Below are 20,837 nucleotides of genomic sequence, written 5' to 3' on the forward strand. Positions count from 1 at the left end.
GGATGAGCTGGCGCTGCGGGAACTGCTAGAGGGCGCGTAGGGTGGGCTTCAGCCCACCAAGCAACGCACCGCAAGCGTCATTGGTGGGCTGAAGCCCACCCTACGCCACCTACACCGCGACAGGCGCCTTGATCGCCGGGTGCGGCGCGTAGCCCTCCAGCGTGATGTCCTCGAAGCGGAAATTCTCCAGCGCCTGCACCTGCGGGTTGAGCATCACGCGCGGCAGCGGCTTCGGCTCGCGACCGAGCTGCAGCCGCGCCTGCTCGACATGGTTGCTGTACAGGTGCGCATCGCCCAGCGTGTGCACGAAGTCGCCCACGCCCAACCCGCACACCTGCGCCATCATGTGGGTCAGCAGCGCGTAGCTGGCGATGTTGAACGGCACGCCCAGGAAGATGTCGCCCGACCGCTGGTAGAGCTGGCAGGAAAGCTTGCCGTCGGCGACGTAGAACTGGAACAGCGTATGGCAGGGCATCAGCGCCATCTTCGGCAGCTCGCCCACGTTCCAGGCGCTGACGATCAGCCGGCGCGAATCGGGATTGCGGCGGATCTCGTCGACCACCCAGCGAATCTGGTCGACGGCACCGCCGTCGGCGGTCGGCCAGGCGCGCCACTGCCTGCCGTAGACCGGGCCGAGGTTGCCTTCGGCGTCTGCCCACTCGTCCCAGATGCTGACGCCGTGCTCCTTCAGGTAGGCGACGTTGGTGTCGCCGCGCAGGAACCAGATCAGCTCGTGCACCACCGATTTCCAGTGCACCTTCTTGGTGGTCACCAGCGGAAAGCCTTGGCCAAGGTCGAAGCGCATCTGCCAGCCGAACACGCTGCGCGTGCCGGTGCCGGTGCGGTCGGTTTTTTCCGTGCCGTGGTGGAGCACGTGGTCGAGCAGGTCGAGATAGGCGCGCATGCGGCAAGGATAGCGTGCCCGACCCATCCCCATGACAACGGTCACTCCCCCGGCGACCGCCCGCCGGCCTAGACTCGGATCCTTCCACCAAGGGACGGCCAACATGACGCAGTGGTATTTCAGCTACGGCAACAACGAACGCATCGGTCCGCTGGACGACGAGGCCGCCCGCGCCCAGGCGCGCAGCCGACCGGACGGCTACTGCTGGAAGGAAGGCTTCGGCGAGTGGCGGCCGATCCACAGCGTGTTCCAGCCGTCCAGTGCCATGGCCGTAGCGCCGCCGCCCGTGCCGGCCGGCCGCTACGGCGCCTCCGACGAGGTCGACTACCGGATCGTCGGCAACGACATGCAGTTCGTCGAGGTCGAGCTCGATCCGGGCGAAAGCGCGATCGCCGAGGCCGGTTCGCTCATGTACAAGGAGTCGGCGGTGCAGATGGATACCGTGTTCGGCGACGGCTCCACCGCCTCGCAGGGCGGCGGCCTGATGGGCAAGCTTCTCTCCGCCGGCAAGCGCGTGATCACCGGCGAAAGCCTGTTCACCACCGTGTTCACGCACACCGGCAGCGGCAAGGCCAAGGTCGCCTTCGCCGCGCCCTACCCGGGCACGGTGATGGCGATGAAGCTGTCCGAGCACGGCGGCCGGCTGATCTGCCAGAAGGATTCGTTCCTGGCCGGCGCGCGCGGCGTACAACTGGGCATCTATCTGCAGCGCAAGATCCTCACCGGCCTGTTCGGCGGCGAGGGCTTCATCATGCAGAAGCTCGAGGGCGACGGCTGGGTGTTCGTGCACGCCGGCGGCACCGTGGTCGAGCGCGAGCTGAAGGCCGGCGAGCGGCTGGACGTCGACACCGGCTGCGTGGTGGCCTTCCACGACACGGTGAGCATGGACGTGCACCCGGTCGGCGGCATCAAGAGCATGCTGTTCGGCGGCGAAGGCGTGTTCCTGGCCTCGCTGACCGGCCCAGGCAAGGTATGGCTGCAGTCGCTGCCGTTCTCGCGCATGGCCGGGCGCATGCTGGCGGCCGCGCCGCAGGGCGGCGGCGAACGCCGCGGCGAAGGCTCGATCCTCGGCGGCCTGGGCGACCTGATCGGCGGCGACCGCAACTTCTGATCGTGGCTGCCGCAGGATGGGCGCTGCCCATCCTGCGGCGGCGGTTCAGTGCGCGACGGGCACCAGCGTCGGCGCCCGGCGCGACAGTGCCACCAGCACCAGTCCGACCACGATCAGCGGCAGCGACTGCACCTGCCCCATCGTCAGCCAGCCCCACGCCAGGTAGCCCAGCTGCGGGTCGGGCACGCGCACGAACTCGACGGCGAAGCGGAAGCAGCCGTACATCAGCGCGAACAGCCCCGATATCAGGTAGCGCGGGCGCGGCTTCATCGACACCAGCCACAGCACCGCGAACATCACCACGCCCTCCAGCAGCATTTCGTAGAGCTGCGAGGGATGACGCGGCAAGCCGCCGTACTGCGCAAGCTGTTGCGCGAGCGCCGGCTGGTCATGGGCGAGTTGCACGTCTTCCATGTGCGCATTGGGGAAGATCATCGCCCACGCCATGTTGCCGGGCTTGCCCCACAGCTCGCCGTTGATGAAATTGCCCAGCCGCCCCAGCCCCAGCCCCAGTGGGACCAGCGGGGCGACGAAGTCCATCGTGTCGAAGAAGTGCAGCCGGTGCCGCCGCGACCACCACCAGGCCGCCGCCAGCACGCCGACCAGGCCGCCGTGGAAGCTCATGCCGCCGTCCCAGACCTTGAACAGCGCCAAGGGCTCGGTCCAGATCCAGTGCAGGCCGCCGGCGTAATAGAACAGCATGTACCAGACGCGTCCGCCGACGATGATGCCGAGCATGGCGTAGAAGGCCAGGTCGCTCAGCGCGTCGCGGCTCACCGGCAGCCGTCCCTGCCGGCGCCGCCGCTCGCCCAGCAGCCCCGCGCCCAGGAAGCCCAGCAGATACATCAGGCCGTACCAGTGCACCTGGACGGGCCCGATGTGGAAGGCGACCGGATCGAAGTGGACGGTGAAGGGCTGGGTCATGGCGGCAGGCAAGCGGACAAAGGGCAAGTGTAGCCGGGCCCGCCCGGCCGGCGCAGACCCTTCCGGCTTACGGTTCGCCGTTACTAGAATGCGAAGGACGCAAGCGGCGTGGGGACGCCGCCAAGCCCGGCCGCCGCGCTCCCGGCAGCCGTGCCCGCCACAGGAGCTTAAGGGGGAAGGGATGATGAGCCGATTCACGCGGGCCGCGTTGTGCGCGGCCATTCTGCTGGCGCCTGCGGTCGCCATGGCCGCCGACCTGCTGCCGGTGGAGAACTTCGCACGCCACCCGCCACTGTCCATGCCGCGGCTTTCGCCCGACGGCAAGTACCTGGCCGTGCGCTGGGACGACGGCAGTTCGCACGCGTTGGTGGTCTACAAGGTCGACGACATGTCGCAGCCTGCCAGCATGCTGCGCATGCCCAAGTACGAGTTGCCGGCCGGCATCACCTGGGTCAGCCCTACACGGCTGGTCGTGGAAAAGGGTAAGGAGTTCGGCTCGATCGACAAGCCCGTGTCCACCGGCGAGATCATCGCCACCGACGTGGACGGCAAGCACCAGGACTACCTGTATGGCTATGAGGTCAGGTACAGCTCGCGTGCCGCCACGCGCGGCACCGACCGCGGCTGGGGCACCGTCGATGGCCTTCCGGAACGCACCAACGGCCACTTCTACATGGCTGCCATGCCGTGGGACAGCCCCGACCACAGCTACCTGTACGACGTCGATGCCGAGGCCAACACACGCCACCTGGTCGGCGACATCGGCGAAGGCGACATGAGCTTCATGGTCGGTGCCGACGGCCAGGCCCACTACGCCTATGGACGCAACGAGGACTTCGACTACGTGGTCTACCACCGCCAGGACGGCCACTGGCAACGCCTGACCCCGCAGCAGATCGGCGGCACCTTCGGCCCGATCGACTTCACCCCCGACCACCAGCGCATCTACGCCATGTACGACGCAGGCGGCGGCCCGGCGTCGCTGGTCGAGCAGGACGAAACGGGTGCCAGCCGCCAGGTGCTGGCCGCCGCCGCGTTCGGCAATATCGGCGGCATCGAGTGGACAGCCCTGCCGCGACAGCCGTTCGCGACCATTCCGGACACCGGCCTGCCGCAATTGACCTACATCGATCCGAACCTGCCGGCGGCCAAGCTGCACCGCGCGCTCAGCCAAAAATTTCCCGGACAGTACGTCCATTTCATCGACTACAGCGAAGACGGCGGGCAACTGCTGTTCAGTGTGACCAGCGACCGTAATCCCGGCTCCTACATGCTGATCGACACCCACACCTACAAGGTACGCAAGCTGTTCGACGCCGCACCCTGGATCGACCCGGCGAAGATGGCCGAACGCCGCCCGCTGCATTTCACGGCCAGCGACGGAACCGAACTGGAAGCCATCCTCACCCTGCCGCCCGGCCGCAGCGAAACCAACCTGCCGATGGTGCTGCTGCCGCACGGCGGCCCGATCGGCGTCAGCGACGATTGGTTCTATGACGACGACGCGCAATTCCTGGCCAACCGCGGGTACCTGGTGCTGCAGGTCAACTACCGCGGCTCGGGTGGTCGGGGCGAGGATTTCAAGGAAGCCGGTTACCTCAAGTGGGGCACGCGCATCCAGGAGGACCTGATCGACGGCGTCAAATGGGCGATCGCACAGCACTATGCGGATCCAGGCAGGATCTGCGTGTACGGCGGCAGCTTCGGCGGCTACTCGGCCATGATGACCGTGATCCGCGCCCCGGACATGTTCAAGTGCGCGGTCGGTTACGCGGGCGTCTACGACCTGAAGATGATGTACAAGAAGGGCGACATCCGGGCCAGCAAGAGTGGCCGCAGCTACCTCACCACCGTGATCGGACGCAACGACGCCGAGCTCGACGCCAACTCGCCGGACAAGCTCGCCGACAAGATCAGCGTGCCGGTGCTGCTGATCCACGGCGAAGACGACCAGCGCGCGCCATTCGCCCAGGCCAAGGCCATGCGCGCTGCGCTCGAGGCAGCCCACAAGCCATACGAATGGATGAGCAAGCCGGGCGAAGGCCACGGCTTCTACGACGAGAAGAACCGCGTGGATTTCTACAACGCGCTGCAGGCGTTCCTGGAGAAGCACATCGGCAAGGGCGCCTGACCGCGGTAGATCGATCCCCGAAAACGGCCGCCGATGCGGCCGTTTTCGTCAGAGCAGTACCGGCCGATCGGGCAGTTCGTCCGGATTGTCGCGGTCGTCCGCCGGGAAGTGCTCGCGCAGCAGGCCGTGGATGGCGGCCAGCCCAGCCAGGCTACCCTCGCGCCAGCGCGCCGCGGCGAAGTGCTCGCGCATGAGTGCGCACACCGCGTCCCATTGCGACTGCGCCACGCGGCGCGCGATGCCGCGGTCGGCGACGATCTCGATGCGCTGTTCGGACAGCAGCAGGTAGATCAGCACGCCGCTGTTGTCTTCGGTATCCCACACGCGCAGCTGCGCGAACACGTCCTGCGCGCGGGCGCGGGCGTCCACGCCGGCCAGCACGGCACGTACGGTGAGGCGCGACTCCACCGCGAAACGCACTTCGCCCAGGTGGCCACGCTCGCCCACGGTGACGGCATCGGCCAGCTCGTCCAGCAGCATCGCGGGAAAGCGCTGGCGCAACTGGAACCAGCCGCCGAACAGGTTGGCCATCAATCGCTGTGCGCGCGTCATCACCAGCTCCCCGATGAACCGCCGCCGCCGAAGCTGCCCCCGCCGCCACTGAAACCCCCGCCGCCGCCGAATCCGCCACCACCGCCGAACCCGCCGCCCCCGAAGCCGCCACCGCCGAAGCCACCCCAACCGCCCCAGCCGCCGCGCCCGATCGAGCGGCCGCCGCCGCCCGGCAGCAGCATCAGCACGCCGCCGATGACCGCGCCCACCACCGCCATGCCCAGGCTGGCGGCGATCAGCCACAGCACGCCGCCGGTGATGCCGGCGCCCAGCGGCGTGCGCACGAACAGGTTGGCGCGGCCGAACAGGTTGCGCAGGAAGAAGGCGATGAAGACACCGATCAGCAACGCGTGCTGGAAGCCGATGCCGCGATGCTCGCGCGGCGCCCCCTGTACCGGCGGCGGCAACGGTTCGCCGTCGATCAACTGGGTCAGCGCGCCGACCGCGTCGCCGATGCCGCCGTAGTAGTCGCCCACACGGAACTTCGGCGCGATGTACTCGCGGATGATCCGTGCCGTGGCCGCGTCGGGAATGGCGCCCTCCAGTCCGTAGCCGACCTCGATGCGCACGCGCCGGTCATTCTTGGCGACCAGCAGCAGCACACCGTCGTCGGTGCCCTTGCGGCCGACCTTGTTCTGCTCGGCCACGGCCAGCGAGTAGCTTTCGATGTCCTGCTCGCCGGTACTGCCGATCATCAGCACGACCAGCTGCGCGCCCTTGCGCTTTTCCAGGTCGACCAGCCGGGCATCGAGCTGGTCGACCTGCTGCGCGGTGAGGGTGCCGGTCAGATCGGTGACGTGGCGCTTGAGGGTCGGCACCTCGGCCGCCTGCGCGCCCCAGCCTGCCGCGAACAACAACAGGGCGAGCAGCAGCCACGCCAGCCGCGGCGGGCGATGGACCATGTCAGTGCGCGGCCGAGGTGGCCGGCGCAGGCGCCTGCGTGCCGAAGTCCACCGTCGGCGCGGTGGAGATCGCCTTCTCGTTCTCCACGCTGAAGTTCGGCTTCACGCTGTAACCGAACATCTTGGCGGTGAGATTATTGGGGAAGGTGCGGATCATGGAGTTGTACTGCTGCACCGACTGCACGTAGCGGTTGCGCGCCACGGTGATGCGGTTCTCGGTGCCCTCGAGCTGCGCCTGCAGGTTCTGGAACAGGCCGTTGGCCTTCAGGTCCGGATAGCGCTCGCTGACCACCATCAGCCGCGACAGCGCGCTGGACAGTTCGCCCTGCGCCTGCTGGAACTGCTGGAGCTTCTGCGCGTCGTTGATCGTGTCGGGGGTGACCTGCACGCTGCCCACGCGCGCACGTGCATTGGTGACCTCGGTGAGCACGCGCTCCTCGTGCTGCGCGTAGCCCTTGACCGTGTTGACCAGGTTCGGCACCAGGTCGGCGCGACGCTGGTACTGATTGAGGACTTCGGACCAGGCCGCCTTGACCGCCTCGTCCTGGCGCTGGATGGCGTTGTAGCCGCAGCCGCTGAGCAGTACGGCGAGCAGCGACAGCACGAACAGGCGAAGGGTCTTCATGGAGGCGCTCCGGTGCGGTGAGAAGGCCAGCGTAGGGGCACGCTCCGGGCAGCGTCAACGGCGCGCCCGCGCCCCGTAGGGTGGCTTCGGCCCACCGGCTCTTCCCGCCCTGTCGGCATGGTGGGCTGAAGCCCACCCTGCGTCCGATCTTCGTCAGGAACCGAAGATCGCCGGCAGGCGCGGCCCCACGATCAGCGCCCAGCTCAGGCCCATGAACACCAGCAGCACGAACACCGCCGCCGAGCCCATGTCCTTGGCGCGCCCGGCCAGTTCGTGGAACTCCGGGCTGACCTTGTCGACCACCGCCTCGATCGCCGAGTTGAGCAGTTCGGCCGAGAACACCAGGAACATCGGCAGCACCAGCGCCAGCTTCTCCAGCGCGCCTTGGCCCAGGTAGAGGCCCAGCGGGATCACCACGATGGCGAGGCAGACCTCGAAGCGGAACGACGCCTCGTGGCGCCAGCCGGCACGCAGCCCCTTCATCGACCAGCGCAGCGCGTTCCACAACTGGCGCGGCCCACGGAAACCCTCGGCAGCCATGCCCGCCTCAGCCCCTCGCCTGCAGGCAACCGGTGCCGTCCGGAGACGGCGGAAGCGGGATGGTGGACATGGCGGCGGCTCTCGCTTTTCGTCGGCGGCAAGCGCGTCATGATGCCATAGCGGCCGTGGCGGTACGGCATGTCGCAGTGCAGCGTTACCGCCGCGTCGGATGGGTTACCCTCGGGCGATTGCACCCCGGTTCAGGGTTGCAGAGCAGGCCGCGCCGCGGCAGTCAGTATCCATCCGCTCGGAAACTCCATGGCAATCCAGAATCCTCCCGTGTCGCAGACACGATCCTTCAGCACCGTTTTCCTGATCGAAATGTGGGAGCGCTTCGGCTTCTACGGCATGCAGGTGCTGATGGTCACCTACATGATGAAGAAGCTCGGCTTCGTCGACACCCACGCCAACCTGGTGTGGGGCGCGGCCGCCGCGCTGATCTATGCCACGCCGGCGATCGGCGGCTGGGTCGGCGACAAGCTGATCGGCACGCGCCGCACCATGCTCACCGGCGCGGTGGTGCTGGGCCTTGGCTACGCGATGCTGTGGATTCCCACCGACAATGCCTACCTGCTGTACTGCGCGCTCGGCGTGATCATCGTCGGCAACGGCTTCTTCAAGCCCAACGCCGGCAACCTCGTGCGCAAGATCTACGAGGGCGACGACACCAAGATCGACAGCGCCTTCACCATCTACTACATGGCAGTGAACGTCGGCTCGATGATCTCGATGACGCTGACGCCGTGGGTGCGCGACTACGTCGGCGAGCGCTACGGTGACGCCTGGGGCTGGCACACCGCCTTCGGCATCTGCGCGATCGGCCTGCTGCTGGGCCTCATCAACTACACGCTGATGAGCCGCACGCTGCGGCACATCGGTTCGGCGCCTGACCAGAAGCCGTTCAACCTCGCCCGCTTCGGCGCGGTGATGCTGGCGGCCGTCGGCATGGTGTTCGTCTCGGCCTTCATCCTGCAGAGCCAGACGGTGGCGCGCATCTGCGTGTACGCCGCGGGCGTGGTGATCCTGGGCATCTTCATCCACCTGATCCGCTCGAGCGAGCGCAGCGAGCGCGCCGGCCTGGTCGCTGCGCTGGTGCTCACCGTGCAGACGATCTTCTTCTTCATCTTCTACCAGCAGATGTCCACCTCGCTGAATCTGTTCGCGCAGAGGAACGTGGACCTGGACTTCAGCGTGTTCGGCATGCACCTGTTCACCTGGATCCCCGAGCAGTACCAGAACTTGAACGCGATCTGGATCGTCCTGCTCAGCCCCGTGCTGGTGTTCGTCTACAACTCGCTGGGCCGCATCGGCAAGGATCCGTCGGTCGCCGCCAAGTTTGCCTGGGGCTTCGCCGCGGTCGCCGCCGGCTTCTTCATCTACGGCGTCGGCGCGCACTGGGCTGTAGCCGGCCAGGTGTCATCCTGGATCATGGTGTGGGGCTACGGCCTGTACTCGCTGGGCGAGCTGCTGGTCTCGGGCCTGGGCCTGGCGATGATCGCCCGCTACGTGCCGGCGCGCATGGGCGGCTTCATGATGGGCGCCTATTACGTCGCCTCCGGCATCTCGCAGTACCTGGGCAGCGTGGTGGCCAACTTCGCGCACATCCCCGAAGGCCTGACCGATCCGGTGCAGTCGTTGCAGATCTACACCAGCCTGTTCACCAAGCTCGGCTGGGTCGGCGTGGGCTGCACGGCGATCGCCGTGGCGGTGCTGCCGCTGATGAAGAAGCTCTCCAACAGCCATGCCGAGCATGCCGCCGCGGCCGACCCGCTGCCGCCGGTGCGCAGCGAGGAAGGCATGGAACTGCCGGGTTGATCCCGATGGCGCCGCGGGCAACCGCGGCGCCTTTCGTCTAGCCCCATGGCACACCGGCACGCCAGCCGCCGTATCGGTCCCTTCGCGCTCACGCGCACGCTCGCCTGGCTGCGCCTGTGCGCGATCGCCGGGCAGAGCGTGGCGGTGCTGGTCTGCGCGCTGTGGATGCACCTGGCCATCCCGCTGCTGCCGCTGCTGACCGGCGTCGGCGCGCTGGCCGTATTCGCGGTGTTCGCCGCCTGGCGGCTCGGCCAGCCCTGGCCGGTGCGCGAGTGGGAAACCATCGGCCACGTCGCGGTCGACACGCTGGTGTTGGGCTACCTGCTGTATTTCACGGGCGGCGCCAGCAATCCGTTCGTCACGCTGCTGCTGGTGCCGATCGCGTTGTCCGCCGCGGCGCTGTCGGTGCCGGCGGTGCTCGCGGTCGCCGCGCTGGCCGGCATCGCCTACCTGCTGCTGCTCTACCGCTACGTGCCGCTGCCGCTGCCCATGCACGGTGGCGGCTTTCCGCTGCACATCGTCGGCATGGGCGTGAATTTCGTGATCACCGCCGTGCTGATGGGTTTCTTCATCAACCGGCTGGCGCGCGCGCTGCGCATGCAGCAACTGGAAGTACAGCGGGTGCGCGAACGCGCGCTGCGCGACGAGGGCATCCTGGCGATCGCCACCCAGGCCGCCGGCGCCGCGCACGAGCTCAACACGCCGCTGGGCACGATGCGCATGCTGCTGCCGGAACTGCGCCGCGAGCACGCGCAGGATGCCCCGCTGGAAGAGGATCTCGCGCTGTTGCAGGAACAGGTCGACCGCTGCCGCACCATCCTGCGCGAGATGGTCGCCTTCGGCCAGGCGCAGCTCTCGCAGGAGGCCGAGCGGATGTCGCTGCAGGACTTCGTGCATGGCTGCCTGGAGCGCTTCCAGTTGCTGCGTCCGGAGGCCGAACTGGCGCTGGACCTGCCGGAAGCCACCGCGCGTCTGGTGCTGCGCGTGCCGGCCGGTCTGCGCCACGCCTTGATCAACCTGCTCAACAACGCTGCCGATGCCTCCGCCTCACGCGACTCCGACGCGGTTGAGCTGCAGATTCATTGCGGCCAGGGCTGGCTCGAACTGACCGTGCGCGACCATGGCCCGGGCTTCGCTGCCGCGGACGAGCCGGGCGCGCTCGGCCGCAGCGGCAAGCAGGGCGGGCTGGGCCTGGGCCTGGCGCTGGCCGAAGCCACCGCCGAGCGCCTCGACGGCGAACTGACCGCCGGCAACACCGGGCACGGCGCGCAGGTGCGCCTGCGCCTGCCGCTGGCGGTGATCGGCGCCGACTGAGCGGTGCCCGCCGCAATCGCGCTGCGTGCAACCGCGACGCGCTCGGGCAAGAATGTCGCCTCCGCCTCCGCATCTTCCACGCCGATGACCGACGCCAACGCCAACCGTCCCCTGCTGATCGTCGACGACGACGCCACCTTCGTGCGCGTGCTCTCCCGGGCGCTGGGTTCGCGCGGCTTCGAGGCGATCGGCGCCACCCGCGCGGACGAAGCACGCGTGCTCGCCCGCCGCCACCAGCCGCGCTATTGCGTGCTGGACCTCAAGCTGGGCGAGGAGAACGGCCTGAAGCTGATCTCCGAGCTGCACGCGCTGGTGCCGGAGATGCGCATCCTGCTGCTGACCGGCTATGCCTCGATCGCCACTGCCGTTGAGGCGATCAAGCGCGGTGCGCACGATTACCTGGCCAAGCCGGTCGACGCCGACGCGGTGGTGCGCGCGCTGCTCGACGGCGAAGGCCCCTCGGCCGCCGACGACGAGCCGCCGGAGGCTCCCGAGGCGCCGCTCGCGTTGCGCCGGCTGGAGTGGGAGCACATCCAGCGCGTGCTCACCGAGTGCGACGGCAACATTTCCGAGACCGCGCGGCGGCTGGGCATGCACCGCCGAACGTTGCAGCGCAAGCTGGGCAAGCACCCGGTACGCGAGCGGCCCGACTCCGGCGACTGAAACGTCGGCCTGCAGGTCGGGTTTCAGTCCACCGGCCAACCCACTGCATCCCGCAGTGGGATGAAACCCACCCCGCGACGCCGGCAACGGCGCGCTTTTCACACACTCTGCGACAACACGCCATCTGGCCGTGCACATTGGCGCCGCTATGCTGCGAAGCCTCGACCCACGTCCAGAGTCGCCCGTGAAGCCCCGATCGCCCGGCATCTGTGCACTCGCCCTGCTGGCCCTTCCCGGCCTGCTGCACGCCGCCGACGCGCCGCCCCAGGCGACCACGCTCGCCCCGGTGATGGTCCACGCCAGCGATACCCACGTGACCGAGACCCCCGCGGTCAGCGTGCGCATCGACCGCGTGCAGCTCGCGCGCCAGAACGTCACCACCAGCGCCGACGCGCTGCGCTTCGCCCCCAACCTGCAGGTGCGCGAGCGCTACATCGGCGATCCCAACGCGATCATCAGCGGCCGCAACGCCGGTACGCTGCAGAGCGCGCGCAGCCTGGTCTATTCCAATGGCCTGCTGCTCTCCAACCTGATGACCAACGGCTGGGACGGCGCGCCGCGCTGGGGCATGGTGGCGCCGGAGGAGATCGGCGCCGTCGACGTGCTGTACGGCCCCTACTCCGCGCTCTACCCCGGCAACTCGATCGGCATCACGGTGCTGATCCACACGCGCCTGCCCGAGCGGCTCACCGCCAGCGCCAGCGTGCAGGCCATGAGCCAGGACTTCCACGACGCCTACGGCGCCGGCGGCCACTACAGCGGACGCCATGCGGCGGCCTCGCTCGGCAACCGGCAGGGCCGCTGGAGCTGGCTGCTCAGCCTCGACCGGCTGGACAACCATGGCCAGCCGATGCAGTACGCCACGGCCAAGCCCGGCGGCGACGCCGCCTCGGCCGTCGCGGCGGATGGCGCCACGCTCGACCGCAATCCCAACGGCAGTCCGCGCTTGGTCTACGGCGCCAACAGCATCGAGCACACGGTGCAGACCCAGGCCAAGCTCAAGCTGGGCGTAGACCTGACCGATCGCGTAGCGGCGCTGTTCACGCTCGGTTGGTGGCACAACCATGCCGAGGATCGCACGCGCAGCTTCCTGCATGATGCCGTGGGCCACCCCGTCACGGCCGGCACGATCAGCGCCTATGGCGGCACCTGGACGCTGCCGCCCAGCGGCCTGGCGCCCACCGCCAGCGAGGACACCCACCTGCTCTACGGCGCCGAGCTCAACGGGCGCTGGGCCAACGACTGGCGCTGGACCGCCGTGGCCAGCCACTACGACTTCGCCCGCGCACTGGCGCGCAGTGCCGACCTGCCGCCCCCGGTCGGCCCGCTCGGCGGTCCCGGCACGGTGGCCGACAACGCGGGTTCGGGGTGGGACACGCTGGACCTGCGCAGCTCCGGCCCGCTCGGCGACACGCACATGCTCTACGCCGGCCTGCACGGCGACCGCTACGTGCTCGACTCGCGCGTGCACGCCGCCAGCGACTGGCGCGGCGCCGCCGACGGCCCGCAGACCGGCGCCTTCGCCGGCCGCACGCAGACGCGCGCCGCCTACCTGCAGGACGTGTGGAGCTTCGCCGACGCATGGGCGCTGACGCTGGGCGCGCGCTGGGAACAGTGGCGCGCCTACGCCGGCCGCCGCGCCGACGCCACGGGCAGCCTGCGCTACGCCGACCGCCGGCGCAGCGATCTCTCGCCCAAGGCCGCGCTCGAATGGGACTTCGCGTCCGACTGGCAACTGCGCCTGGCCTGGGGCAAGGCGGTGCGCTATCCGACCGTGGCCGAGCTGTTCCAGGGCGCGATCAGCGCCAACACGATCGTCGGCAATGATCCGAACCTGAAGCCCGAGCGCGACAACTCGTTCGACCTGACGCTCAAGCGGCAGCTCGCGAACGGCCACTGGCGCGTCTCGCTGTTCCAGGACCGCATCGCCGATGCGCTCTACACGCAGACCGACATCACCGTCACGCCCACCGTCACCAACGTGCAGAACATCGACCTCACCCGCATCCGCGGCATCGAGGGCGAGCTGGCGTTGAAGGACGTCTGGACGCCTGGACTGGATCTCACCGCGAGCCTGGCGATCAACGACGCTAAGACCTTGCGTGACCGCCGCTATCCGCTCGCCGAGGGCAAATGGTTCCCGCGCATCCCACGGCTGCGCGCCAGCCTGTTCGCCGACTACCGGTTCGCCGACGGCTGGGATGCCTCGCTCGGCGTACGCCGCTCCGGGCGCCAGTACGGCTCGCTGGACAACAGCGACTTCGTGGACACTTATGGCGCCGTCAGTGCCTTCACGGTCGCCGATGCCAAACTGAGCTGGCAATTCGCCCCGCGCTGGAACGCCTCGCTGGGCGTGGACAACCTCACTAACGCGCGCTACTGGGTCTACCACCCCTACGCCGGCCGCACCTGGGTCGGAAGCGTGCGCTGGGACCTCTAGCAGGAACGAACGCCATGCGCCGATTGCTGATGCTGCTGTTCTGCCTGGCCGTCGCGCCGGTCGTCGCGCACGAGCACATGGCGATGCCGAAGGAGCCACCACTGGGCGCCAGCGCGGCGTTCGATGCGCATGGACGGCTGTGGCTGGTGGATGCCGCCGACGGCCACGTGCGCCTGCGCCATTCCGACGATGAGGGCAAGACCTTCAGCGCGCCGGTGCCGGTCAACGCCACGCCCGAGCCGATCTATGCCGAGGGCGAGAACCGGCCCAAGCTCGCCTTCGGCCCGCACGGCGAGATCTACGTGAGCTGGTCGCAACCGCGCGCCAAGCCGTGGACCGGCTTCGTGCGCTTCGCCCGTTCGCTGGACGGCGGCGCGCATTTCTCGGCGCCGGTCACCGTGCACCACGACCGCGCCGAGATCACCCATCGCTTCGACGCGCTGGCCGTCGACGGCAAGGGACGCGTCGTACTGGCCTGGATCGACAAGCGCGACCAGGTCGCCGCCGAGGCGGCCGGCCGGCCCTATCTCGGCGCGGCGATCTACTACACCTGGTCGAACGACCGCGGCGCGCACTTCGAGCCGGAACGCGCGCTCGCCCAGCACAGCTGCGAGTGCTGCCGCATCGCGCTCGCACTCACGCCCGGCGGCGACGTCGCGGCGTTCTTTCGCGCCGTCTACGGCGACAACATCCGCGACCACGCCTATGCAGTGCTGCACACCGATGGCGGCGCCAGCCGTGCCGAACGCGCCACCTACAGCGGCTGGCACATCGCTGGCTGCCCGCACCATGGCCCCGGCCTGGCGATCGGCAGCGACGGCACGCGCCACGCGGTCTGGTACGAGGCCAGCGGCAAGCCGACGATCTGGTACGGCCAGTTGCAGCCAGGCCAGCGTGCCGCGCACGCGCAGGCGATCGCCGGTGCAGGCGCGAGCCATGCCGACGTCGCGGTGCACGGCGCCACCGTGTGGATCGCATGGAACCAGGTCGACGCACAGGGGGACGCGCTGATGCTGCGCCGCTCGGACGACGGCGGCCTGCACTTCGGCCCGCCGCACGCGCTGGCGAGCAGCGCCGCGGCGGTCGGCTCGCCACAGTTGCTGCAGCACGACGGCCACGCCTACGTCGCCTGGAACACCGCGGCGGGCTTCCGCCTGCTGCCCGCGGGAGACACGCCATGAAGCGCTGGCTCGCGATCCTGCTGCTGGCGCCCGCCCTCGCGACCGCCGGTCCGCTGAAGCCTCTGGCCGCCGCCGACGTTCCTGCCCTGCTCGCACTGCCCGCGCACGGCGAACGACTGATCGCGCTGTGGGCGCTGGACTGCGCCTATTGCGAACCCAACCTGCAGGCGCTCGCACGGCTGCAGCAGGCGCATCCGCAGGCGATCGAACTCATCACCGTAGCCACTGACGACATGGCGCATCGCGACGCCATCGAGAAACGCCTGCAGGCCGCCGGCGTGAGCGCCTGGCCGGCCCGCGCCTACGCCGATGCCTCGCCCGAGCGGCTCAACTACCTGATCGACCCGGATTGGGGCGGCGAAACACCGCGCGTGTTGGTGATCCGCGCCGACGGTTCGCGTCAGGGGTTCAGCGGCGAACTGACGCCGAAACAATTGCAGGCCCTGGCCCCGCCTGGCACGCGTTGAAGCGGAAACGTAGCGTAGGCCTCAGGCCGCTCATCACAGCGACGTCCAAGATGGACCGCATCAGGCAGCGCCATACGGCCGAGCGTCAGTTGCCTGGGTAGGCCGTGCGAACGGCGCGAACGGATGCACGTGGCGATGTGTACTCGCGATCTTTCTCGCCCCTACAGTCGAACGTGACACCGTTCGCTTTTCGGGCTGCTCCAAAAGGTAGCTTGGACGCGCTCAATGACGAGCACAGAGGAGACAGTCATGAAGATGATGTTCCCCATGGCCATGGGTGTGGCCTTGATTGCCGGACTTGCGAGCAGCGCCTACGCGCCGCCGGTCATGGCTCACTTCGACTGCGCAGGCGCCTATCAGCAATGCGTCGAATCCGGAGAGTCGACTACAGAGTGCCAGCTCAAGGAAAACGAGTGCTGGGCCACCAACCATTGGCCCGATGGCTACAGGCAGCAAATCGACAGCAAGCATCGGCCCTGGTAACAGTGCTCCACGAAAAGCCCCACTCTCGCGTGGGGCTTTTCATTGGCGCCCTGCTCCGGACGGCCCGGCGTTCTCACCTTCCGCCGGTCGGACCGCCCGATCGCCGCGCCGTGAAACGGCCGCACCGTGCGACGAGGGAGCATTGATAAACCAGGCGCATACCGATCGATCGACCCGCAAGGCGAGCAACTCTCTCGGGCACAAAAAACCCCTGTAGGAACAGGGGTTTTGAGTAACTGGCGGAGAGAGAGGGATTCGAACCCTCGATAAGGCTTTTGACCCTATACTCCCTTAGCAGGGGAGCCCCTTCGGCCTCTCGGGCATCTCTCCGGGTGTGTTCCGCGCGTTCGCGGAGCCGGCAAGGATACCGACCGGCGCCGCCGAGGTAAAGCGTTCGTGATCAGTGCTCGCCGGTTTCGCCGGACGTGCCGCCGCCGGACTCGTGCTCGCCCTTGATCCGCTGGTAGATCTCTTCGCGATGCACCGCCACGTTCTTGGGCGCATTGATGCCGATTCGCACCTGGTTGCCCTTCACGCCGAGAACGGTAACGGTCACCTCGTCACCGATCATCAGGGTTTCACCGACCCTGCGGGTCAGAATCAACATGTTGTGTTACTCCATCAGTGCTGTTGGTCACAGGCCTGCCGCACGATGGAGCTTCACCCCTGAGCCCATCGCCAGTCAGTTCGACGAAAGTCCGTCGAAGGCCCTACCGCCTTCCCCGGCTCACAGCCAAGGCACTCACCATGAATGCCCTTGCCTTGCGGCGGCATCGTGGGGCAATGCCGCCCGCAGTCAACGGATACTAGCCGAGCGCAAGCGCCATACGCAACGCATTTTGCCGGCGATAAATCCCCGATTCACAAAGGACTTCGGGGCTAGAGCTGCTGGCCGATCCAGCCCGGCAAGGCCTCCAGCAGGGCCGGCAATTGGATGGCGTCCAGGCCACCGCCCTGGGCCATGTCGGCACGGCCGCCACCCTTGCCCTCGATCTGCCTGGCGACGTGCGACACCACGTCGCCCGCCTTGATCCGGCCGAGCGCTGCGCCGTGCACGCCGGCCACCAGCGAGACGCGTCCGTCGTCCGCGCCGGCGAGCAGCACCACGCAATCGCCCAGTTGCTGCTTGAGCTGGTCGACGCTGTCGCGCAGCGACTTGGCATCGAAGCCCTCCAGGCGCGCGGCCACGACCTTGATGCCGCCCACTTCGCGTGCATGCGCGGCCAGGTCGGCGGTCGCGCTGCCGGCGGCCTTGCTGCGCAGCGATTCGAGCTCGCGCTCGAGCTTCTTCTGGCGGTCGAACAACTGGCGCAGCTTCTCGACGACGTCGTCGCCGCTGCCCGACAGCAGGTGCGACAGCTCGCTCAGGCGGCGCTCCTCGTCGGCGACGTAGGCCAGCGCGCCGGCGCCGGTCACCGCCTCGATGCGGCGCACGCCGGAAGCCACTCCCGCTTCGCTGACAATCTTGAACAGGCCGATGTCGCCGGTGCGGCTGACGTGCGTGCCGCCGCAAAGCTCGGTGGAGAACTCGCCCATCTTCAGCACGCGCACCTCGTCGCCGTACTTCTCGCCGAACAGCGCCATCGCGCCGAAGGCGATCGCCTCGTCGTAGGCCATGTGGCGCACTTCTGCCGCCGCGTTGCGACGCACCTCGGCGTTGACCAGCGCTTCTACCGTGGCCAGTTCGTCGCGGCTGACCGGCTTGAAGTGCGAGAAGTCGAAGCGCAGCCGCTCGGGCGCCACCAGCGAACCCTTCTGCGTGACGTGCTCGCCGAGCACCTGGCGCAACGCCGCGTGCAGCAGATGGGTGGCCGAGTGGTTCAGCACGGTCGCCTGGCGGCGTGCGGTGTCGACCTGCGCATCCAGCGTGTCGCCGGTACGCAGCGCCACGCCATGCCAGCGGCCGGCGTGGCCGAAGAACACGCCGCCCATCTTGAGCGTGTCGGCGACCTCGAAGCGGCCATCCGCATGGCTCAGCACACCGGTGTCGCCGACCTGTCCGCCAGACTCGGCGTAGAACGGCGTGCGGTCGAGGATCACCAGGCCTTCCTCGCCATCGTCCAGTGCGTCGAGCTGCCGGCCGTCACGCACGATGCCGACCACCTTGCAGCCGCTGGCCGCCAGCGCCTCGTAGCCGAGGAACACAGTCGGCGCCAGGCGGCTGGCGAGTTCCGCCGGCATCTGGCCCTTGGCCTCGAAGCGGCCCGCGGCACGGGCGCGCTCGCGTTGCTCGTTCATGGCCTGCTCGAAACCGGCCATGTCGACGGTGAGGCCGCGTTCGCGGGCGATGTCACCCGTGAGGTCGACCGGGAAACCGTAGGTGTCGTAGAGGCGGAACGCATCGGCGCCGGGGATGATAGTGCCCGCCTTTTTCGCAACCTCGTCGAATACGCGCATGCCATGCTCGAGCGTCTCGCCGAAGCGCTGCTCCTCGGTGCGCAGGGCGTCCTCGACGAAGGCCTGCTTTGCGGCGAGCTCGGGATACGCCGTGCCCATCTCTTCCACCAGCGGCGCGACCATCTTCCAGAAGAAATCGCCGCGCACGCCGAGCATCCAGCCATGGCGCAGGGCGCGACGGATGATCCGGCGCAGCACGTAGCCGCGGCCTTCGTTGGACGGCAGCACGCCGTCGACGATCAGGAACGAGCAGGCGCGGATGTGGTCGGCGATCACGCGCAGCGACTTGTTGGCCAGATCCCCGGTGCCGGTGAGTTCGCCGGCGACGCGGATCAGGTGTTCGAACAGGTCGATCTCGTAGTTCGAATGCACGTGCTGCAGCACGGCGGCCAGGCGCTCCAGGCCCATGCCGGTATCCACGCAGGGCGCGGGCAGCGGCGACAGCGTGCCGTCCGGCGCGCGGTCGAACTGCATGAACACCAGGTTCCAGATCTCGATGTAGCGGTCGCCGTCCTCGTCGGGCGAACCCGGCGGACCGCCGGCCACGCCCGGGCCGTGGTCGTAGAAGATCTCGGTGCACGGACCGCAGGGGCCGGTATCGGCCATCTGCCAGAAGTTGTCCGAGGCGTAGGGCGCGCCCTTGTTGTCGCCGATGCGCACGATGCGCTCGGCCGGCACGCCGATCTGCCTGTGCCAGATGTCGTAGGCCTCGTCGTCGGTCTGGTAAACGGTGACCCACAGCCGCTCGGCCGGCAGCTTGAACACGCCGGTCAACAATTCCCACGCATACGCGATGGCGTCGCGCTTGAAGTAGTCGCCGAACGACCAGTTGCCCAGCATTTCGAAGAAGGTGTGGTGGCGCGCGGTGTAGCCGACCTGGTCCAGGTCATTGTGCTTGCCGCCGGCACGCAGGCAGCGCTGCACGTCGGCGGCGCGCGCGTATGGCAGCTTCTCGCTGCCCAGGAACACGTTCTTGAATTGCACCATGCCCGAGTTGGTGAACAGCAGGGTCGGGTCGCTGGCCGGCACCAGCGAGCTCGACGGCACGATGGCGTGGTCCTTGGCGCGGAAGAATTCGAGGAAGGTCGAACGGATGTCGGCGGTTTTCATGGGCGGCGCAGGCGTAGACAAAAAAGGCCACGCCGGCGGCCACCGCCGTCGAATCAGTCCGATTCGTCGGCAGCGTCGTCCACTTCGGCGTGGGTAGCACGTCGTACTGTGGCGGCGGCAAAGCCACGACGCAAGAGGAACTGCGCACGGCGGACGCGTTCGGCGTGGTCGGCGGCGCCCTTGCCGCCGTAGCGGCGGCGCAGCTGATCGAGCGCGGAAGCCTCCCAGTCGACCTCCGCCTCGTCCAGCAGTTCGCGGATGCGCGCTTCGGGCACGGCATGGGTCTTGAGTTCGGCGCGGATCCGCTGCGGGCCATAGCCCTGCGACGCCCGGCTACGCAAGAGCACCTGGGCGAAGCGATCGTCGTCCTGGTAGTGCTGGTCCTTCAGCCGGTCGATCGCCTCGCGCGTTTCGCCGCCTTCCAGTCCGCGCGCGGCCAACTTCCGCTTCAATTCACGCGCCGAATGTTCACGCCGCGCGAGCAGGCGCAGGGCCACGTCATAGGCGGCGACCGGCTTTTCGGAGGGAGGCTTGCGCGGCATGACGCCGCCTCAGCACTGGATCTGGATGAGACCAAGCGCCAGCGCGGCGACCACGCCGGCAATGGCGCCGAGCAACAGCCCGGCGACGATCACACCGAGACGGGCGGCGAATCGTGCGGCGCGGGAAGTTGCCGGATTGAAGTTTGCTGCTGCGTCCTGCATCCCCGCCTCCTGCGCGCCGCTCATCGCGCCGCTCCGGTCCGCGCGGCAATCCGTCGCGCGATATCCGCCTGCAGGTCACTTGCGTCCAGGCCCGTCTGTTCGACCGCCTGCAGGATGGCCCGCTCGTCCAGGCCGCCGGGACGCGAGGCTTCGGCGAGCGCCCAGGTGCGCGCTGCACGGCTGCCACTGCGGCAATAGAGAAGTACGGGCTTCTGCGACGTGCCAAGCACCTGCCCAAGGCGGTTCACCGCTTCAGCGGGAATGGTTCCATGTGGCACGGGAATGTAGGCAAAGGCGACGCCCGCTGCCCTGGCCGCCTCGCGCATCTGCAATGAGCTTGGCTGGTCGGCGGCCTCGCCATCCGGGCGCAGGTCGACGACCATTCGGAATCCCCTGCCAGCCAAGTCGGCCAGCTGCGCCGGCAGCACTTGTTCGGTGACCGAAATGTTTCCCGCCAAGGCATGGGCCTGCACCTCGGCAGAGGGCGGGGTTCTGGTTGCCAGTGCGGCAATGATCACCCCCGCCATGCCTACCAGAACCGCCAGCAGGAACGTCCATCTCAACTTGAGCATCG

General features: G+C 68.5%; 20 protein-coding genes and 1 tRNA gene. 9 read left to right on the plus strand and 12 right to left on the minus strand.

All coding sequences use genetic code 11. The annotated features are described in order from the left end of the window. Positions 1–109: 109 nt before the first annotated feature. Positions 110–904 carry a thymidylate synthase gene (locus tag AAIL17_RS04870; RefSeq protein WP_424681697.1) on the minus strand — a complete coding sequence of 265 codons (795 nt, stop codon included), beginning with the start codon at positions 902–904 and terminating at the stop codon, positions 110–112. Positions 905–1,007: 103 nt separating this feature from the next. On the opposite strand from AAIL17_RS04870, the gene AAIL17_RS04875 reads away from it, so the two are divergent. Beyond that, entirely contained in the window at positions 1,008–2,015 is a 1,008-nt protein-coding gene (locus AAIL17_RS04875; protein ID WP_424681698.1) for a TIGR00266 family protein, read from the plus strand. Positions 2,016–2,060: 45 nt separating this feature from the next. Here AAIL17_RS04875 and lgt read toward each other — a convergent pair whose 3' ends face one another. Continuing rightward, positions 2,061–2,939 (minus strand): prolipoprotein diacylglyceryl transferase, encoded by an 879-nt coding sequence (lgt, locus tag AAIL17_RS04880; protein WP_424681699.1) that lies wholly within the window; start codon positions 2,937–2,939, stop codon positions 2,061–2,063. A 184-nt stretch (positions 2,940–3,123) separates the two neighbouring features. On the opposite strand from lgt, the gene AAIL17_RS04885 reads away from it, so the two are divergent. Then, positions 3,124–5,070: an alpha/beta hydrolase family protein gene (locus AAIL17_RS04885; RefSeq protein ID WP_424681700.1), complete on the plus strand. Its 1,947-nt coding sequence runs from the start codon at positions 3,124–3,126 to the stop codon at positions 5,068–5,070. 48 nt (positions 5,071–5,118) lie between these two features. On the opposite strand, the gene AAIL17_RS04890 is transcribed toward AAIL17_RS04885, so the two are convergent. The 4 genes from AAIL17_RS04890 to AAIL17_RS04905 form a co-directional block, all read right to left on the minus strand. Beyond that, a complete protein-coding gene (locus AAIL17_RS04890; protein ID WP_424681701.1) occupies positions 5,119–5,622 on the minus strand; it encodes a TPM domain-containing protein in 504 nt (167 codons plus the stop codon). Continuing rightward, the gene (locus AAIL17_RS04895; protein ID WP_424681702.1) at positions 5,622–6,524 is read right to left on the minus strand and encodes a TPM domain-containing protein; all 903 of its coding nucleotides are present in this window, start codon (positions 6,522–6,524) and stop codon (positions 5,622–5,624) included. Before AAIL17_RS04895 ends, AAIL17_RS04890 begins: the two co-directional genes overlap by 1 nt. Before the next feature lies 1 nt (position 6,525). Continuing rightward, complete coding sequence (locus tag AAIL17_RS04900; protein ID WP_424681703.1) at positions 6,526–7,149, minus strand: LemA family protein; 624 nt, start codon at positions 7,147–7,149, stop codon at positions 6,526–6,528. 153 nt (positions 7,150–7,302) lie between these two features. Beyond that, positions 7,303–7,689 carry a diacylglycerol kinase gene (locus tag AAIL17_RS04905; RefSeq protein WP_424681704.1) on the minus strand — a complete coding sequence of 129 codons (387 nt, stop codon included), beginning with the start codon at positions 7,687–7,689 and terminating at the stop codon, positions 7,303–7,305. 258 nt (positions 7,690–7,947) lie between these two features. Between AAIL17_RS04905 and AAIL17_RS04910 the strand changes: the two genes are divergently transcribed. From AAIL17_RS04910 to AAIL17_RS04940, 7 genes are all read left to right on the plus strand, one after another. Continuing rightward, positions 7,948–9,504, plus strand: coding sequence for a peptide MFS transporter (locus AAIL17_RS04910; protein WP_424681705.1), 1,557 nt, complete (start codon positions 7,948–7,950; stop codon positions 9,502–9,504). A gap of 45 nt (positions 9,505–9,549) precedes the next feature. After that, the gene (locus tag AAIL17_RS04915; protein WP_424681706.1) at positions 9,550–10,818 is read left to right on the plus strand and encodes an ATP-binding protein; all 1,269 of its coding nucleotides are present in this window, start codon (positions 9,550–9,552) and stop codon (positions 10,816–10,818) included. Between the two features lie 84 nt (positions 10,819–10,902). Next, entirely contained in the window at positions 10,903–11,481 is a 579-nt protein-coding gene (locus tag AAIL17_RS04920) for a response regulator transcription factor (protein WP_424681707.1), read from the plus strand. 184 nt (positions 11,482–11,665) lie between these two features. Then, positions 11,666–13,921: a TonB-dependent receptor gene (locus tag AAIL17_RS04925; RefSeq protein ID WP_424681708.1), complete on the plus strand. Its 2,256-nt coding sequence runs from the start codon at positions 11,666–11,668 to the stop codon at positions 13,919–13,921. A gap of 14 nt (positions 13,922–13,935) precedes the next feature. Next, positions 13,936–15,102 (plus strand): sialidase family protein, encoded by a 1,167-nt coding sequence (locus tag AAIL17_RS04930; protein ID WP_424681709.1) that lies wholly within the window; start codon positions 13,936–13,938, stop codon positions 15,100–15,102. Then, positions 15,099–15,569 carry a hypothetical protein gene (locus tag AAIL17_RS04935; RefSeq protein WP_424681710.1) on the plus strand — a complete coding sequence of 157 codons (471 nt, stop codon included), beginning with the start codon at positions 15,099–15,101 and terminating at the stop codon, positions 15,567–15,569. The genes AAIL17_RS04930 and AAIL17_RS04935 overlap by 4 nt, the downstream gene beginning before the upstream one ends. Before the next feature lie 249 nt (positions 15,570–15,818). Next, positions 15,819–16,052 (plus strand): hypothetical protein, encoded by a 234-nt coding sequence (locus AAIL17_RS04940; RefSeq protein ID WP_424681711.1) that lies wholly within the window; start codon positions 15,819–15,821, stop codon positions 16,050–16,052. 237 nt (positions 16,053–16,289) lie between these two features. Here the strand turns inward: AAIL17_RS04940 and AAIL17_RS04945 are convergent. The 6 genes from AAIL17_RS04945 to AAIL17_RS04970 form a co-directional block, all read right to left on the minus strand. Next, positions 16,290–16,382 (minus strand) — tRNA-Ser (locus AAIL17_RS04945). Between the two features lie 70 nt (positions 16,383–16,452). Continuing rightward, entirely contained in the window at positions 16,453–16,659 is a 207-nt protein-coding gene (csrA, locus tag AAIL17_RS04950) for a carbon storage regulator CsrA (RefSeq protein ID WP_209618355.1), read from the minus strand. A gap of 272 nt (positions 16,660–16,931) precedes the next feature. Next, the gene (gene alaS, locus AAIL17_RS04955; RefSeq protein WP_424681712.1) at positions 16,932–19,559 is read right to left on the minus strand and encodes an alanine--tRNA ligase; all 2,628 of its coding nucleotides are present in this window, start codon (positions 19,557–19,559) and stop codon (positions 16,932–16,934) included. A 53-nt stretch (positions 19,560–19,612) separates the two neighbouring features. Next, entirely contained in the window at positions 19,613–20,101 is a 489-nt protein-coding gene (locus tag AAIL17_RS04960) for a regulatory protein RecX (RefSeq protein ID WP_424681713.1), read from the minus strand. 9 nt (positions 20,102–20,110) lie between these two features. Then, positions 20,111–20,287, minus strand: a complete 177-nt coding sequence (locus AAIL17_RS04965; protein ID WP_424681714.1) for a hypothetical protein — start codon at positions 20,285–20,287, stop codon at positions 20,111–20,113. Next, positions 20,284–20,835: a TIGR01244 family sulfur transferase gene (locus AAIL17_RS04970; protein ID WP_424681715.1), complete on the minus strand. Its 552-nt coding sequence runs from the start codon at positions 20,833–20,835 to the stop codon at positions 20,284–20,286. The genes AAIL17_RS04965 and AAIL17_RS04970 overlap by 4 nt, the downstream gene beginning before the upstream one ends. Positions 20,836–20,837 lie beyond the last annotated feature (2 nt).

Origin of the sequence: Frateuria sp. YIM B11624, from assembly GCF_049727805.1 — a bacterium.
Lineage (GTDB): Bacteria > Pseudomonadota > Gammaproteobacteria > Xanthomonadales > Rhodanobacteraceae > Frateuria_A.